We start from the raw sequence: 16,001 nt of genomic DNA, 5'->3' as shown, positions 1-16,001 counted from the left end.
ATTGAGGCATGAGTGAAGAGAGGGCTCTTCACTCATTCTTCATGAATCACAAAGAATGGGTATGTTTGGACACTCTATTTATAGATTTTTCATTTTCTGATAAAATAAAATAATAATTATTTTTTGACGAAAAGGTGATTCAAATGACCATTCATAAAAAGCATATTCAGCAAATTAACGACGAACTTTACGATATATTTGAGTCATCATTTGATGAAATCTTTGTAACTGATGCGAATGGATATGTGTTAGTTGTAAATTCAGAGTGTGAAAAAAACTATGCTTTGAAAGTGGAAGATTTTATTGGAAAGCACGTAAAAGAACTGCAGGAAATGGGTATTTTTTATCCTTCGGCCACGTTAAAAGTGATTGAATCCAATCAAGCGATTGAATTGGTTCAAAAAACAAACTCCGGCAGGTATCTTCATGTGCGGACAAGGCCGGTATTTACAAACGACGGTCATTTAAAAAGCGTTATTAGCTATTCACGAGATCTCACAGACTTGATGGAATTAAAACGAAAAGTAGAAGAGATGGAAGAACAGCTTGAAAACTATAAAAAAGAGTTAAACGAAGCCGTCGATTTAGAAGGCATCGTGACAAAAAGCGAAGCGATGAAAAAAGTTTTTTCAACCATTCAACGAGTTGCTTCTGTAAATACAACCGTTCTTTTACTTGGAGAAACAGGAGTAGGAAAAAGCAGAGTAGCAAAACTGCTTCACCAGCTTAGTACAAGAAAACAGCAGCCGTATCATGAACTTAATTGTGCAGCGCTACCTGAACAGCTTATTGAATCAGAGCTATTTGGCTATGAAGGCGGCACGTTCACTGGAGCATTTCGAGAAGGCAAAAAAGGGATCATTGAGCTTTCCAACGAAGGCACGCTTTTTCTAGATGAGATTGGTGAACTTTCTCTTTCAGCACAAAGTAAGTTGCTCCACGTGCTGCAAGACCGTACAATTCGTCCCGTGGGCTCAACAAGAGCAGTATCAATAGACGTACGAATCATTGCTGCTACGAATCAAAATCTAGAACAAATGGTGGAAGAAGGAAAGTTTAGACGTGATTTGTACTATCGGCTGAACGTAGTGCCGATCACCATTCCTCCTTTACGAGAGCGAAAAGAAGATATTCTGCCGCTTGTCTATCAGTTTCTTCACCATTTTAATACAGTATACGAACGTAATGTACGTTTATCACCAAAGGCGTTAGATGCGTTTTTAGGACAAGAATGGAAAGGAAACGTTCGTGAAGTGGAAAATATCATTGAGCGTCTGGTTGTTACAGGGGAAGAAATGATTACGCTTAAAGATTTGCCTTTTGCAAAAGAGTTTGCTATCGATCCACCTGTCCATACGCTTCCTGAAATGATTGAACATGTGGAAAAAGAGATGGTCATAAAGGCGTTTGAACAACATAGGTCGTCTTACAAAGTAGCGGAACAGCTTGGTATTAGCCAATCACAAGCGAGTCGTAAAATTCGAAAGTACGTTTCGGACAGCACAGAACAGTGAGTAGATAAATTTAAGCAGGGAGTGAAGAAATATGAAGCAAGCAAACTTATATATTAACGGAGAATTTGTTTCAGCAAATGATACATACGAAGTGGTAAATCCAGCAACAAATGAAGTAGTGGCTACTGTTGCAAAAGGTGGAGAAAAAGAAGCGAAGCTAGCAGCAGATGCTGCCTATGAAGCGTTTCAAACATGGTCTAAAAAAACAGCAGAAGAGCGCGGTAAATTATTATTTAAATGGCATCAGCTGATCGAAGAACACACCGACGAACTTGCTGAAATAATGACAGTCGAGCAAGGCAAGCCTCTTAAAGAAGCAAAAGGTGAAATTGGCTATGCCAACGGATTCGTTTCATGGTACGCAGAAGAAGGAAAACGCATTTACGGAGAAACAATCCCAGCTTCTTCTCCTAATAAACGATTATTTGCTCATAAGCAGCCTGTGGGAGTCATGGCAGCTATTACACCTTGGAACTTCCCGGCAGCTATGATTACGCGTAAAGTAGCGCCAGCTTTAGCAGCAGGATGTACAGCGGTTATTAAACCGGCAGAACAAACGCCACTAACGGCTCTTCGACTAGCAGAGCTGGCACAGGAAGCGGGTATTCCAAAAGGCGTAATTAATGTAGTTACGGGAGATGCAAAAGCGATTGGAGAAGCGTGGCTTCAAGATGGACGCGTACGTAAACTATCGTTTACGGGCTCTACAGAAGTAGGTAAACTGCTAATGCGCGGAGCAGCTGATACGGTTAAAAAAGTGTCTTTAGAATTAGGCGGACACGCTCCGTTTATCGTAACAGCAAATGCTGATTTAGATAAAGCAGTAACAAATGCAATTGCTTCTAAATTCCGTAACGCTGGTCAAACATGCGTATGTACAAACCGCATCTACGTGCACGAATCTGTTGCTAAATCGTTCGCAGAGCAGTTTGCAGCGGCTGTTAGTCAGCTGAAAGTCGGAAACGGCTTAGAAGAAGGTACGGATATCGGACCTCTAATCGATGAAAAAGCGTTAGAAAAAGTAAAGCGCCACTTAGATGATGTTGTAGCAAAAGGAGGAAACGTCTTAACTGGAGGGGCTGTACGCGAAGAAGGAAGCGGACTTTTTGTTGAACCTACGGTTGTAGATGGTGCAACGGACGATATGCTTTGTATGTACGAAGAAACATTCGGGCCAATTGCTCCAATTGCGACGTATCAAACAGAAGAAGAAGTTATTCGCCGTGCAAATAACTCGCCTTATGGATTAGCAGCTTACGTGTTTACTGAAAATATTTCAGAAGCTATTCGTATTGCTGAAGCTCTAGAATATGGTATTGTAGGACTAAATGATGGACTACCTTCTACACCACAAGCGCCGTTTGGCGGCTTTAAAGAAAGTGGACTTGGACGTGAAGGCGGACATTACGGAATTGAAGAATATTTAGAAGTAAAATATATTTCTTTAGGCTTTTAACAAAAAGTGATTTCGCTTTCCTGCGAAATCACTTTTTTTAGTAATAGTACACGTGGGGAATTTGTGCATGGATTGATTGAAAATTCATGAATAAAAAACAAAATTCTTCTAGAGTACAGCATTCAAGATCTTCGCAATCGTGAGAGTTAAAAAAATCTTCAAGTATAGTTGCCTCAACGTCTTTAAATAACCAGTGGTGTTCAACATCCTCAAAATTGCCGCGATAAACCTCACTTAACCCATAGAAGTCGAATATATCTTCCAACTGCTTCTGTTGCATAGCCATCCCTCCTCTTCCTAGTATAAGAAAAAGAAAGAGATATTAAACAAGCCGTCATACTACTTTGTTTTTTTTATAAAATCTCGTATAGTTAATAGTAATGACAAGCAAAGGAGTTTCGGTATGTTTACATATATCACGTTATTTGGTTTTCTTGGATTCGCTGTGTATTCGAGTACGTGGATTTATTCTATTGTCAAAAAAGATGGAAGAGCAAAGAAAAATGGAAAGGGTACTCTTATTAGTTTTCTTGTGATGCTTATTGGGTTAGTCGGTCTGCAGCTTACGTAATCATAGATTATTTTGACATTTTTACCACCTTCACTTATAGTTAACGTTGGGCGAACATATGTGTGATTTTGTTCACAGTGCTTGCCTTAAGTTGAAAAAGAAAGAAGGTGGCATATTTGAGATATCACACACATATTGCAACATCGATTGCTGCCGGTGCCGGCGTGGCTATAACAGGAGACGCTTCGTTTACATTTCCTTATGTTGTAGGCATCGCGATTGGAGCACTGCTTCCTGATATTGATGAACCAAATTCATATATTGGTAGAAGATCTCTTGGTCTCGCAAAAATAATTAAATCTATTTTTGGACACCGAGGTATTACGCATTCTATTCTTGCAAGCGGACTTATTTTTTATTTACATACGATGTATGACAACGACTTTACATTAGGAATAGCCTATGGATACGCTTTTCATATTCTTGGAGATTTCTTTTCTAAACGAGGGGTACCTTTTTTCTCACCTCTTAGCAAGAAGAAGTTTAAGCCTCCTTTAACATATGAAACAGGTAGCGGAGCAGAGACGCTCATCTTTTACCTAGCAGTAATAGGAAGTTTCTATATGCTTTATAAGTATCAGCTGTACACTCAGCTGTTTTAAAGGAAGAAGAGGCTGGGACAACAGTATGTTAGCTGAGGTGAATGACGAACCATTGATCAAAATATTTGATCGGTGGTTCGTTTTTTATTGGAATGGTGAACGTAGGTCTTATCTGTTTAGTTGCTTCTAGCGGTTGATTGGAGGGCAAGGCGAAGACTCCTGCGGGAAAAGCAGACTAGATGAGACCCCGCAGGAGTCTAGCGGCGAGAAGGCTCATGGCCGCCCGCTGAAAGCGAAGCCTCGTACGGGTATCAGCAGTGGTGTAAAAAGCCATTTATACTAGAGCATTTATCTAATTTGTTTTAGACTTCCACTACGTAAAGTTCAGTCGTTTTTATAGGAAGGGTAATGGTAATACTTGTGCCGTCATTTTTTTCACTGGCTACATGAAAAAAACCATTATGTTCGTTAATAATTTTGTTGCAAATTGTTAGTCCTAGGCCTATTCCTCGTTCTTTTGTTGTATAAAAAGGCTCTCCTATATGAGGGATACGCTTTGAATCAATTCCACATCCATTGTCTTTTATCACAATACACAGCGTTTCTCTCGCTGATTTTTCAATCGATACCGCCAGCTTGCCGCCGCTTTCCATCGAATCAATGGCATTTTGTATAACATGAATAAATACTTGGGTTAGCTGTGTTTTTTGTCCACTAACGAGCAGGGGATGTTCTTTTGGATAATGACGAATGATGTGGATGTTTTTGACTCCAGTAGCCGGTTCAAATTGTTTTAATACCTCATCTAACAAGTCGGTAATAACAAGGTTGTCTGTATATACGTACTCTTGTTTAGCTAAACTCATAAACTCTGAGATGATATGTTCAATTTGTGAAAGCTCATGCTGAATGAGATCTCGATAAATCATTGTTTTTTTCGGCTGCTGTGTCTCACTGAACAGTTGTATAAACCCTTTAATGGTTGTTAAAGGATTTCTAACCTCGTGTGCGATACTTGCAGCAAGGTGACCAATGACAGAAAGTTTTTCTGAATTACGGATCTTTTTCTCTGCTTGTCTTTTTTCTGTTACGTCTCGTGAGACAAATACAAATCCTTCGATTTCTCCGGTGGATGTAATAATTGGAGCGCCTTTACATTCTAATAAAACGATTGTGCCGTTCACGTGAAACTTTCGATATTCAAATGTGGAAGCATCTTTTGTTTTGCTCATGTTAGCTAAAATAGTCGAGATTATGTGTTTATCTTCGGGATACGCATTGATAAGCACATGTTGTCCAATAAGCTCATCAGGATAAACGCCTAACGTTTTAGCGTAAGAAGGAGAAGCGTATTCATAAATGCCATCTTCAGTAATAGCACATACTAAATCATGGGTATGAGATAAAATAGCTTGATGCTTTGGTTCATTATCATCCGTAATGATTCGATCTTTTAATGGATAAAAAAGCTGATCTTCTTGGTTCGTGAAGGTGTGCCGAACTTGAGTGCCGCACATTCTGCAAAAATTATAATCTTCCTTATAGTTACAAGAAGGACAAACGGGCATCGAATCACTCCAATCAGATCTATGCAATGAGAGAGTTCTCAAGCATATATAATCATTATTATATATTCAAATTATAGGAAAAAATATGAAAAATCAAATGTGCTATATGGAGGGGAATAGGGCTTGAAAACCCTATAAAAAGATTTCAAATACATGTTTTTAGTTGTAAATAGATGAGAAAGGGAATTTTTTACACGTTTAAAAAATTCAGCACATCAAATAAGAGGCGTGATTTACCTCTTATTTGATATGCTGATAATGCTCTAGCGCTCGCTCTCTAGCTGCTTTATGATCGACAATTGGAGTCGGGTATGTTTTATTAAGTGTAACGTTTGCTTTTTCTAATACGTCTGCTGGGGCCTCCCAAGGTTTATGAATATAAGAAGAAGGAATATCCTTAAGCTCTGGAAGCCACTTTTTAATATATTCTCCTTCTTTATCAAATTTTTCTGATTGAGTAATTGGATTAAAAATACGAAAATATGGCGCGGCGTCTGCTCCTGAGCCTGCAACCCACTGCCAGCCCATTGTGTTATTAGCTAAATCTGCGTCTACTAAGGTATCAAAAAACCAATTGGCTCCGTGTTTCCAATGAATTAAAAGGTGCTTTACTAAAAAGGAAGCAGCTACCATTCGAACTCGATTGTGCATAAACCCTGTTTCCCACAGTTCCCGCATTCCGGCATCGACAAGGGGATAGCCGGTTTTTCCATTTTTCCAAGCTTGAAGCTCTTCATTGCCGTCAGCCCACTGAAATTGCTTGAATTTTTCATTAAGCGGTTCACTTATAGTGTGCGGGAAATGATAAAGCAGCTGATAAGCAAAATCTCTCCATATAAGTTGACGAATAAACATTTCAGCTTGCTGTTCAAAAGCATCGGAACCCACTTTTTCAGCTTTAGTTCTCAAATAATGATAAAGGACTCGAGCTGAGAGCTGTCCTGTAGCCAAATAAGGAGATAGAAACGAATTTAATGCTTCAGCAGGAAAATCTCGTCCTTTTTCATAATGAAGCATCTTATTCTTTAAAAACGTTTTGAACACATCAATAGCGCCTTTTTCCGTAGCTTCCCACGTCGACTTAATCGTTTCATCCCACGGTATACTTGGAAGCAAATCGAGATCTGAGACTGAAAGGGATTCAACCGGTTTAGAGGAGGCCTGTATGGAAGTAACTTTTTTTACAGAAGATGATACTGAATGTTTTTGAGAAGCTTTATAATAAGCTGTAAATACTTTATAAGGATCTCCATTTTCTTTTGTGATTTTCCAAGGTTCATGAAGGAGAAATCCCTCAAATGTGCGAATATTTATTTGTTGCTTTGAAAAAAAAGCTTGAAGCTCTTTATCTCTTTTTAGCGCATGTGGTTCATAGCGTCTATTCCAATAAATATCTTGTGCATTTGTTTCATGGAGTAATTTTTGCAACACATCTTTAGGGTTTCCTTTTTGTACAATCAGCGTTCCTTTTATTTTTTCGATCGAGGTTTTAAAGTCATTCAGCGCATGGTGAAGCCACCATTTACTTGCACTTCCCATTGAGCTTTCTTCATAGTCGTCATGGATATAAACAGGTACAACCATTCCTTCTTTAGCTGCTTGAAATAGAGCTGGGTTATCAACCAGCCGAAAATCTTTTCGAATCCATACGATAATGGTTTTATTCATCATGTGCCACCTTTCTATCTGCAATTTGCCTCGATTATAGCTTTTTTCTTATACGTTCTACAATTTTGAATGTGTAGAAGGCCTATTTTCTTATGGACGAATTTCAGATTGATGGTAAAAAGAATAACGTAAACAGAGTAAGAGAATGGGAAGGAGCCCTTAAAAATGAGAAATTCGTATGGAATGAAACAAACCGGACAACCGATATCCAATCCATATATGCAAGCAGCACCTAAACCTGCTAAAATGCCGCCTATGCCTTCTGCAAAAGAAATGCAGGCAATGCCAATGCCGGTGCAAGAAGGCGCAAATCAAATGCCAATGCACGGAGAAATGCCGCCGATGAAAGATGCAATGCCTTCGATGCATGGAGGAATGAATCAAATGCCAATGCAAGGCGGAATGCCGCCGATGCAAAAAGAAATGAATCAAATGCCAATGTACGGAGAGCTACCGCCAATGCATGAAGGAATGGGTCAAATGCCGATGCAAGGTGGAATGCCGCCAATGCATGGAGGAATGGGTCAAATGCCGATGCAAGATGGAATGCCGATGCATGGAGGAATGGGTCAAATGCCGATGCACGGAGGAATGCCGCCAATGCATGGAGGAATGGGTCAAATGCCGATGAAAGATGGAATGCCGATGCATGGAGGAATGGGTCAAATGCCGATGCAAGGAGGGATGCCGCCAATGCACGGAGGAATGTGCCAAATGCCGATGCACGGAGGAATGGGTCAAATGCCGATGCAAGGTGGAATGGCGCCAATGCACGGAGGAATGGGTCAAATGCCGATGCAAGGTGGAATGGCGCCAATGTACGGAGGAATGGGTCAAATGCCGATGCAAGGAGGAATGGCGCCAATGCACGGGGGAATGGGTCAGATGCCGATGCATGATTGCGGATGCCGCGATTTCTCAGCACCGGTTGGTCACCAGCCGCCTCATTCTTTAAATGATTGGATGTTCATGCAACAACCAAATCCACGTTCTTTTTAATAAACCCTTTACCCTAGATAAAAGGGATGTATTTTTGAATCTTTAGTATAAATATAGAATTTTATTAATTGAAACGTCATGAGAAAAAGAATAGTTCTTACTCTTTTTCCATGACATTCAATTTTTTGAAAATATTAATCACATCTTTTGGGTGTTTTCTTACATAAGAGAGTTTGGTAGAGTTTTTTAAGTATAAATACAGGGAAAAGAAGGCAAAAGCTCTATATTAAAGGGGAAAGGGTGTTTTTAGAATGATATTAGAAGTCACAGCTGCAACCTTACATGATGCTAAAGTTGCCCAGGAACATGGTGCCGATCGTATAAGCCTTGTAACTGGAATCGGTGAAGGCGGCTTAACCCCAAGCTACGGTTTGATGAAAAAAGTGAAAGAAACGATACATATTCCAATATTTGTGATGATTCGTCCACATAATCAATCTTTTCAATATGATGAAGACGATTTGCAAACAATGATTGAAGATATTCACTATGCAAGAGAAATTGGCATTGATGGAATTGAAATTGGCTGTTTAACGGAAGACAAAATTATTGATGAGCAAGCTTTAAAGCGACTGCTGGATGCGGCAGGAGAAATGAATGTAACGTTCCACTTGGCATTTGATGAAATCAGTGATCAAGAAAAGGCGCTTGAAACGCTTTTAAGCTATAAGCAAATTCAGCGTGTCATGACTTCAGGAGCGGATAAAAGTGCACTAAACGGTATTCCCCATATTAAAAAACTGTTACGAAGAATGAAAGATAAAGATATCATTTTAATCGGGACAAAAGGGCTGAAACCTGAAAATCTTCAAGCGTTCTTATCCGTTACTCCCGTGAAAGAAATTCGTATTGGTTCAGGGGTTCGAGTGAATTGTCAATATACGAAACCGCTTGATCCAAGGAGTGTAAAAGCTGCAAAAGAAACGATGAATAAGCAAAAGTAACAGAAGTGCTACAAGAAATTGTAGCACTTTTTTATTTGGAAATAGAAAGGGACTTATTACATAGTTTTCCCTAATTGGAAAACATCATAAAAACCTTTGAATCCTTGATACATAAGAGAAATGCTGTGTTTTCCCGACTTTAGAGTGAAGTAGGAATAATTTCATATTTTCAGAATAATCATTGACAGTGATAATCATTATCATTTATTGTTGTAATTGTTAATGAAAATCATTATCAATTGAAAAAACAGGAGGATATGATATGTCAACGTCAACGAAACAACTTACATCAAACGAAATGCTGCTTGCTATGCAAAATGAACGTGAATCCAATGCAAGGTCTTATCCTAGACGCCTTCCTATTGCAATTAAACAAGCAAAAGGCGCTGTGATTACGGATATGGATGGAAAAGAGTATATTGATTGTTTAGCCGGAGCCGGTACACTTGCTCTAGGTCATAACCATCCCGTAGTTCATGAAGCAATTCAAGACGTTTTAGCAAAATCTATTCCTTTACATACATTAGATTTAACAACGCCTGTGAAAGAAGCTTTTATCGATGAAGTATTCGCTAGTTTACCAGAAAACTTTGCAAATAAAGCGAAAATCCAATTTTGCGGTCCAACTGGAGGAGACGCGATTGAAGCGGCTTTGAAGCTTGTAAAAACAGCAACAGGCAACCGAACGATTTTATCTTTTCAAGGGGGATATCACGGCTCCACGCACGGCACGTTAAGCATCAGCGGTACAACGAGTCCCAAAAAACACATTCATGCGCTAGTACCCGATACACATTTTCTACCTTATCCATATGAATACCGCTGCCCATTTGGGGTAGGTGCTGAAGGTCACACGTACATTAGTACATACATTGAAAATATGCTGGATGATCCTGAAAGCGGAATTGTTACTCCGGCGGGTGTTGTAGTAGAAATTGTACAAGGAGAAGGAGGCTCTGTTCCGGCGCCGATTCCATGGTTAAAAGAGCTTCGCAGAATCACAAAAGAACGAAACATTCCGCTTATTGTAGATGAAGTTCAAACTGGAATTGGACGAACAGGAAAGCTGTATGCATTTGAGCACGCTGATATTGAACCGGATGTATTAGTACTATCTAAAGCAATTGGAGGCAGCCTTCCTTTATCAGTCGTTCTGTATGATAAAAGGCTGGATCAATGGGAAGCGGGTGCACATATCGGCACCTTTAGAGGAAATCAGCTTGCGATGGCTACAGGACAAGCCACTCTGCAATTTATAAAACAAGAAAACTTACCTGCACATGCTCATGAATTAGGAGCTTATATTCAGAGTCAGCTAAAACATATTCAAAAGCAAGTACTTTCAATTGGCGATGTACGCGGAAGAGGTTTAATGCTGGGCGTTGAAATCATAGACGCAACAAAGCCGGCTAATAAAATCGGCAGTCATCCTGCAAACGGTGAGTTAGCTAAGCTGATTCAAAAAGAATGTTTCGACAGAGGCGTCATTTTAGAAGTGGGCGGAAGACATGGTGCTGTTATTCGTCTGCTTCCTCCATTAATTTTAACGAAACAACAAACCGATGAAGTGTTAACGAGATTTGAAGAAGCGATAAAAGCAGCAGAAGAGAAGTGGGTGAATAAATAAAATGGCGCCGTTTGAAAAGTGGTTTTTATCATCATCCAAAGAAAGCCTCGAGAATTATGAAGCGATGATAGGGGGAATGACAGAGATGATTAAACGTCACTACCATACACTAAAAGCCCCTTATACTCACATAGACATTCACGAACTATCGAACTTAGTCAATCGCTCGGTCTATTTTAGCGAACACGAACAGCCGCTAGAAGATCTGTTTGATGACGTACAAGCTGTAGTGATGGATCATTCGCTTCATATTTCGCATCCCGGGGCAATGGCACACTTGCATTGCCCTCCGATTATACCGGCCCTTGCTGCGGAAGTGATGATTTCTGCTTTGAATCAATCTATGGACTCGTGGGATCAAAGTCCGGCAGCTACGTATATAGAAGATCAAGTGATTGATGAATTAACACAACAAATTGGTTATCCAAGCTCTGCTTCCGGCGCTTTTACAAGCGGAGGGACTCAGTCGAATTATATGGGACTTCTGCTTGCTCGTAATGAGTATTGTCATGCTGCATTTTCAATTGATGTTAGTGAAGAAGGTTTACCGCTCCAAGCTAAAAAACTGCGGATTTTCTGCTCGGAAAAAGCCCACTTTACGGTGCAGCAATCTGCAGCTCAGCTTGGACTGGGCATGAATGCAGTGGTGAGTGTAAAGTGCAATGAAAGGCACGAGATGGATATAGAAAATTTAGAAGAAGCAATACGGGAAGTCAAAGCACAGGGAAACCTTCCTTTTGCTGTTGTAGCAACGGCAGGTACGACGGATTTTGGAAGCATAGACCCTCTTTTTGAAATAAGTGCATTAGCTAAAAAAGAAGGGCTTTGGCTTCATGCTGACGCCGCTTATGGAGGAGCGCTGCTGTTTTCACATAAATATCGTAAACGCTTAAAAGCTCTTGAACGAGCAGATTCTATTACGATGGATTTTCATAAGTGGTTTTATCAGCCGGTAAGCTGCGGGGCATTTTTGCTGAAGAATTCAGCTATGTTCAAACACATTCAGCTTCATGCCGATTATCTAAATCCTGAAGAAGATGAGCATGTACATTTGGTAGATCGCAGTATTCAAACGACCAAACGATTTGACGCCTTGAAGCTATGGCTGACTTTCCGTGCAGTAGGTACAAATGAGTATGGAAAAATGGTTGATCATACGATTGAAACGGCTAAGCAAACAGCTGAACATTTACGAAAGCAAAGGAATATTGCGGTGTTAAATGATCCTTATCTGAACGCGGTTGTATTTCGCTATGTGCCAGATACTTTATATGGTGATTGTCAAAAACAGCAGCATTATGAAAATAAGTTGAATCAGCGTATTCAGCAGCACTTATACGAAAAAGGCACTTTTATCATGGCAAAAACAAAGCATAAAGAGCAGGCATATTTAAAGCTAACGATGTTAAATCCTATGATTACAGTTGATTCTGTTGCCACTCAGTTAGAGGAAGTCGTGGCTTTAGGAAAAGAGTTGGAGAAAAAGGAGGAACGATTACGTGAACGCTCAGTTATCGGCTAATTTTATTACGATGCAAAATATTATTAATTGCTATATTCGAGAAACAGGTAAGGGAGTATGGCAGTCCGTTTCAGAAATAAAAAGCGAGGAAACGCTCGTTCTTAGACTAGAAAAACAGCCGGTAACTCTTTACTTTCCAGTAAAGTACCGTTCAGCTACCGGACGTCACTTGTTCTTTCCGGTCTTTTATTATCGCATTCAGAAAGAGGAGCTCAAGGAGTTAGATGTCGTCACTCTTTTGGCCTTTCTTTTAAAAGAAGTAACAGATCATTTACTACAGGTAAATGAGCTAATTGTACGTGTGCTACTAAGCTATGAAAATATGAAATTGTTCATTGAAAAAAGACAGAAAGAGTTAGAAACGTGCTATAAATGGGACAAAACGTTCTTAGAATCTGAGCAGTCATTGCTTATTGGCCACCAGCTGCATCCGACACCTAAAAGCCGTCAAGGGATATTACCTGAAGAAGAAGAGGTGTTTGGGCCTGAAGTGAACGGCAAATTTCAGCTTCATTATTTTAAAGCACATAAATCGCTTGTTGCAGAACAGTCCGCCGGGAGTCAAACCACATCACAGCTTATTAAAGAGCAGTTGAAAAAAGATAAGAGGGTTTCTGAAGAATTTATACAGTCGCATTGCCAAGCGGACGACTATTCACTTATACCTATGCATCCGCTGCAAGCTCGTTATCTTTTAGGAAAAGAAGAAGTGTGTGAATGGATTCAAAAAGGCAGGCTTGCTTATCTAGGGCCACATGGTCAGCCGTTTTATCCGACTTCGTCTGTTCGAACCGTATACAGTGAAGATGCAGATGTAATGTACAAATTTTCTATTCCGGTGAAGATTACGAATTCACTGAGAGTGAATAAACGTAAAGAATTAAGCAGAGGTGTAGAAGTGAGTCGTTTATTGCAAAAGGGATTACAGGCTGAGCTTCAAGAAAATCATCCGGCTTTTCAAGTGATTGAAGACCCTGCTTACATCACGCTTGGAACAAAGGAGCTTGGGTTTGAAGTCATGGTTCGAAGCAACCCTTTTCAAGGTGAGCATGGGAACCGTACAACGCTCTTAGCAAGTTTGTGTCAAGATCACGTGTTTGGGAAAGCTTCTCAAATTGAAAATATTATTAATCATATTGTTTCAAATGAAAATAGCACGAATGAAGACATAAGCAAGCGCTGGTTTAAACGCTATTTAGATGTTTCTTTTCATCCTATGATGTGGCTTTACACTCAAAAAGGAATTGCGCTGGAAGCTCATCAGCAAAATTCCGTTATTAAACTTGATGAAAACGGATATCCATCGATGTTTTACTACCGTGACAACCAAGGCTATTACTTTATGAAATCAAAGGAACAAGAGCTTCGCAAGCTGCTTCCTTCCTTAAACGGAGAAAGCGATACGGTATGTGATGACGCTGTAGCAGAAGAAAGATTTCGTTATTACGTATTATTTAATCATATTTTAGGATTAGTTAATGCTTTTGGAGCAGCTGGCCTCGTTCAAGAGTCAGATCTGCTATTGATTCTGCGACAAGAAATCGAGATGTACACAGAAAAAGATCATACGGAGCTTGTTTCATCGATGTTAGAAGAGAAAGTGCTTCCTTGCAAAGCCAATTTCTTAACGCGCGTTCATGATATGGATGAGCTGGTAGGCTCTCTTGAAACGCAGTCTGTTTATGTAAATGTTGAAAATCCTCTGTACGAATCTGCAGGTGTACGGGTATGAAATCGGCATTACAAACGCAGTATCCTTTTATGATTCAGCAAAAGGAGCAGAGCATCACCTTTCGCTCTGTTTCTTTTGCAAAAGATTTCGAACGGCTGTACAAGTGGATGCATGAACCGCATGTTATTCCGTATTGGAATTTAAATATTTCAAAACAGGCGTATGAGCAGCATTTAAAAACATTTCTCGCTGATTCCCATCAAAAACTGCTAATTGGAGAAATTGACGGTGTACCTATGAGCTATTGGGAATCTTATACGGTTGAAGGCGATATTATCAGTAACTATTACCCTTATGAAAAAGGAGATCAAGGGATTCATTTATTAATTGGAGAACCTGATTTTTTAGGAAAAGGCTATATTTATCCGCTCCTTCTTAGTTTACTAAAGCACAAGTTCGAGGTAGCAGATACTGCTAAAGTAATAGCGGAACCAGATATACGTAATGAAAAGATGATTGCAGTATTTAAAAAATGCGGGTTTCAATTTATGAAAGAAGTGTCGCTTCCTGATAAAACAGGCGTACTGCTGAAATGTGAAAGAAAAGTATTGGAAAGAAGGTGGAGCGAATGGAACAACGGGACATTTTAGACGTAATTGGAGTAGGAGTTGGTCCATTTAATTTAGGATTAGCAGCTTTAATTGATAAAACAGATTGTACATATAAATGTTTTGAACAAAAAAATGAGTTTAATTGGCATCCAGGAATGCTTTTAGAAGGGACAACTCTTCAAGTTCCGTTTATGGCAGACGTGGTCACGATGGTGGATCCGAAAAGTCCATACACGTTCTTAAATTATTTGCATGAGCATGAGCGCTTATATCAGTTTTATTTCTTTGAGAAGTTTCATATCCCAAGAAACGAATACAATCACTATTGCCGCTGGGTAGCAAGCCAGCTGAGCGGGCTTGAATTTAACAGCACAGTAAAAGAAGTCAAAATGTATGAAGATGCTAAACCATACTACGAAGTAATAGTTGAAAAAGAAGGAAAGCTTCATACCTATTACAGCTATCATCTTGTAACCGGAGTAGGTACACAGCCCGTAGTGCCAAGAGACTTTCAATCAGTAGCCAGCGATACGTTCTATCACTCCGCTCATTATAAAATGAATCGTGAACAAACGCTGAAGGCTAAAAGTATAACCGTAATTGGCTCGGGTCAAAGCGCAGCTGAAATTGTCTATGAATTACTTCAACAGCAGCCTGAATTTGATTATAAGCTAAATTGGTATACGCGCTCAAAAGGGTTTTATCCGATGGAGTATTCAAAGCTTGGCCTTGAACATTTTTCACCGGATTATACCCGCTATTTTTATAGATTGCCTCAAGAGAAAAAAGAGAGCGTTTTACAAAATCAAGCTCTTCTGTATAAAGGAATAAGCTTTGAAACGATCGGTGATATTTATGAGTTGATTTACGAACGAACGATTGGCGGGAAAGAAGTGCCGCTAACAATGCGCGCGCTTACGGAACTTGCAGGCGTTGAAAAGACAAACGACACACATCTTCTTACTCTTCACCAATACGAGCAGGACTCGTTTGAAAAAGAAGAAAGTGAAATTGTCATTATGGCTACTGGCTATCATGCAAAAGAGCCTGCTTTTATGGAAGGTTTAAAAGAACATTTGCTATTCGATGAAAAAGGACAGCTGAAAATTAGTGAATCCTATCAAGTTGAGATGAAGAAAAAAGGCGCTCCGCTATTTGTTCAAAACGGAGAGCTTCATACACACGGGGTTGGAGCACCAGACTTAGGTTTAGGCGCTTATCGAAATGCTGTCTTGATTAATCAAATTGCAGGTGAAAACGTGTACAAAATATATAAAAATACTGTCTTCCAAAAGTTTGGATTTTAA

15 protein-coding genes are annotated in these 16,001 nt (G+C 39.7%); 12 read left to right on the top strand and 3 right to left on the bottom strand.

Going from position 1 to position 16,001, the window contains the following annotated elements:
- Positions 1-143: 143 nt before the first annotated feature.
- Both AC3WJG_RS04385 and AC3WJG_RS04380 read left to right on the top strand, forming a co-directional pair.
- Positions 144-1,514 carry a sigma-54 interaction domain-containing protein gene (locus AC3WJG_RS04385; RefSeq protein ID WP_028410876.1) on the top strand — a complete coding sequence of 457 codons (1,371 nt, stop codon included), beginning with the start codon at positions 144-146 and terminating at the stop codon, positions 1,512-1,514.
- Positions 1,515-1,545: 31 nt separating this feature from the next.
- Entirely contained in the window at positions 1,546-2,970 is a 1,425-nt protein-coding gene (locus AC3WJG_RS04380; protein WP_060746013.1) for an NAD-dependent succinate-semialdehyde dehydrogenase, read from the top strand.
- A gap of 37 nt (positions 2,971-3,007) precedes the next feature.
- Here the strand turns inward: AC3WJG_RS04380 and AC3WJG_RS04375 are convergent, their stop codons facing one another.
- Entirely contained in the window at positions 3,008-3,250 is a 243-nt protein-coding gene (locus tag AC3WJG_RS04375; protein WP_028410878.1) for a hypothetical protein, read from the bottom strand.
- A 123-nt stretch (positions 3,251-3,373) separates the two neighbouring features.
- Here AC3WJG_RS04375 and AC3WJG_RS04370 point away from each other — a divergent pair, with 123 nt between their 5' ends.
- The 3 genes from AC3WJG_RS04370 to AC3WJG_RS04360 all read left to right on the top strand — a co-directional run bounded on the left by AC3WJG_RS04370 (position 3,374) and on the right by AC3WJG_RS04360 (position 4,426).
- A complete protein-coding gene (locus AC3WJG_RS04370; protein ID WP_014458527.1) occupies positions 3,374-3,541 on the top strand; it encodes a hypothetical protein in 168 nt (55 codons plus the stop codon).
- A gap of 116 nt (positions 3,542-3,657) precedes the next feature.
- Positions 3,658-4,143, top strand: coding sequence for a metal-dependent hydrolase (locus AC3WJG_RS04365; protein ID WP_025750238.1), 486 nt, complete (start codon positions 3,658-3,660; stop codon positions 4,141-4,143).
- 133 nt (positions 4,144-4,276) lie between these two features.
- Complete coding sequence (locus AC3WJG_RS04360) at positions 4,277-4,426, top strand: hypothetical protein (protein WP_162531885.1); 150 nt, start codon at positions 4,277-4,279, stop codon at positions 4,424-4,426.
- 19 nt (positions 4,427-4,445) lie between these two features.
- Here AC3WJG_RS04360 and AC3WJG_RS04355 read toward each other — a convergent pair whose 3' ends face one another.
- Positions 4,446-5,651: an ATP-binding protein gene (locus AC3WJG_RS04355; RefSeq protein ID WP_028410879.1), complete on the bottom strand. Its 1,206-nt coding sequence runs from the start codon at positions 5,649-5,651 to the stop codon at positions 4,446-4,448.
- Between the two features lie 240 nt (positions 5,652-5,891).
- Complete coding sequence (locus AC3WJG_RS04350) at positions 5,892-7,319, bottom strand: cryptochrome/photolyase family protein (protein ID WP_419789176.1); 1,428 nt, start codon at positions 7,317-7,319, stop codon at positions 5,892-5,894.
- A 165-nt stretch (positions 7,320-7,484) separates the two neighbouring features.
- Here AC3WJG_RS04350 and AC3WJG_RS04345 point away from each other — a divergent pair, with 165 nt between their 5' ends.
- The 7 genes from AC3WJG_RS04345 to AC3WJG_RS04315 all read left to right on the top strand — a co-directional run bounded on the left by AC3WJG_RS04345 (position 7,485) and on the right by AC3WJG_RS04315 (position 16,001).
- The gene (locus tag AC3WJG_RS04345) at positions 7,485-8,318 is read left to right on the top strand and encodes a mediator complex subunit 15 domain-containing protein (RefSeq protein ID WP_337133955.1); all 834 of its coding nucleotides are present in this window, start codon (positions 7,485-7,487) and stop codon (positions 8,316-8,318) included.
- 251 nt (positions 8,319-8,569) lie between these two features.
- A complete protein-coding gene (locus AC3WJG_RS04340; protein ID WP_014458532.1) occupies positions 8,570-9,262 on the top strand; it encodes a copper homeostasis protein CutC in 693 nt (230 codons plus the stop codon).
- A gap of 262 nt (positions 9,263-9,524) precedes the next feature.
- Entirely contained in the window at positions 9,525-10,889 is a 1,365-nt protein-coding gene (locus AC3WJG_RS04335; protein WP_028410883.1) for an aspartate aminotransferase family protein, read from the top strand.
- Position 10,890: 1 nt separating this feature from the next.
- Positions 10,891-12,411: a pyridoxal phosphate-dependent decarboxylase family protein gene (locus AC3WJG_RS04330; protein WP_337133957.1), complete on the top strand. Its 1,521-nt coding sequence runs from the start codon at positions 10,891-10,893 to the stop codon at positions 12,409-12,411.
- Positions 12,389-14,143: an IucA/IucC family protein gene (locus AC3WJG_RS04325; RefSeq protein ID WP_337133958.1), complete on the top strand. Its 1,755-nt coding sequence runs from the start codon at positions 12,389-12,391 to the stop codon at positions 14,141-14,143. Before AC3WJG_RS04330 ends, AC3WJG_RS04325 begins: the two co-directional genes overlap by 23 nt.
- Positions 14,140-14,733, top strand: coding sequence for a GNAT family N-acetyltransferase (locus tag AC3WJG_RS04320; protein WP_337133959.1), 594 nt, complete (start codon positions 14,140-14,142; stop codon positions 14,731-14,733). The genes AC3WJG_RS04325 and AC3WJG_RS04320 overlap by 4 nt, the downstream gene beginning before the upstream one ends.
- The gene (locus AC3WJG_RS04315; RefSeq protein WP_337133960.1) at positions 14,712-16,001 is read left to right on the top strand and encodes a lysine N(6)-hydroxylase/L-ornithine N(5)-oxygenase family protein; all 1,290 of its coding nucleotides are present in this window, start codon (positions 14,712-14,714) and stop codon (positions 15,999-16,001) included. Before AC3WJG_RS04320 ends, AC3WJG_RS04315 begins: the two co-directional genes overlap by 22 nt.

The sequence above is a fragment of the Priestia sp. FW507-14D1A genome (assembly GCF_058781295.1).
Note: the sequence above shows the minus strand (reverse complement) of the source record. Positions and strands in the feature narration are given on the sequence as shown.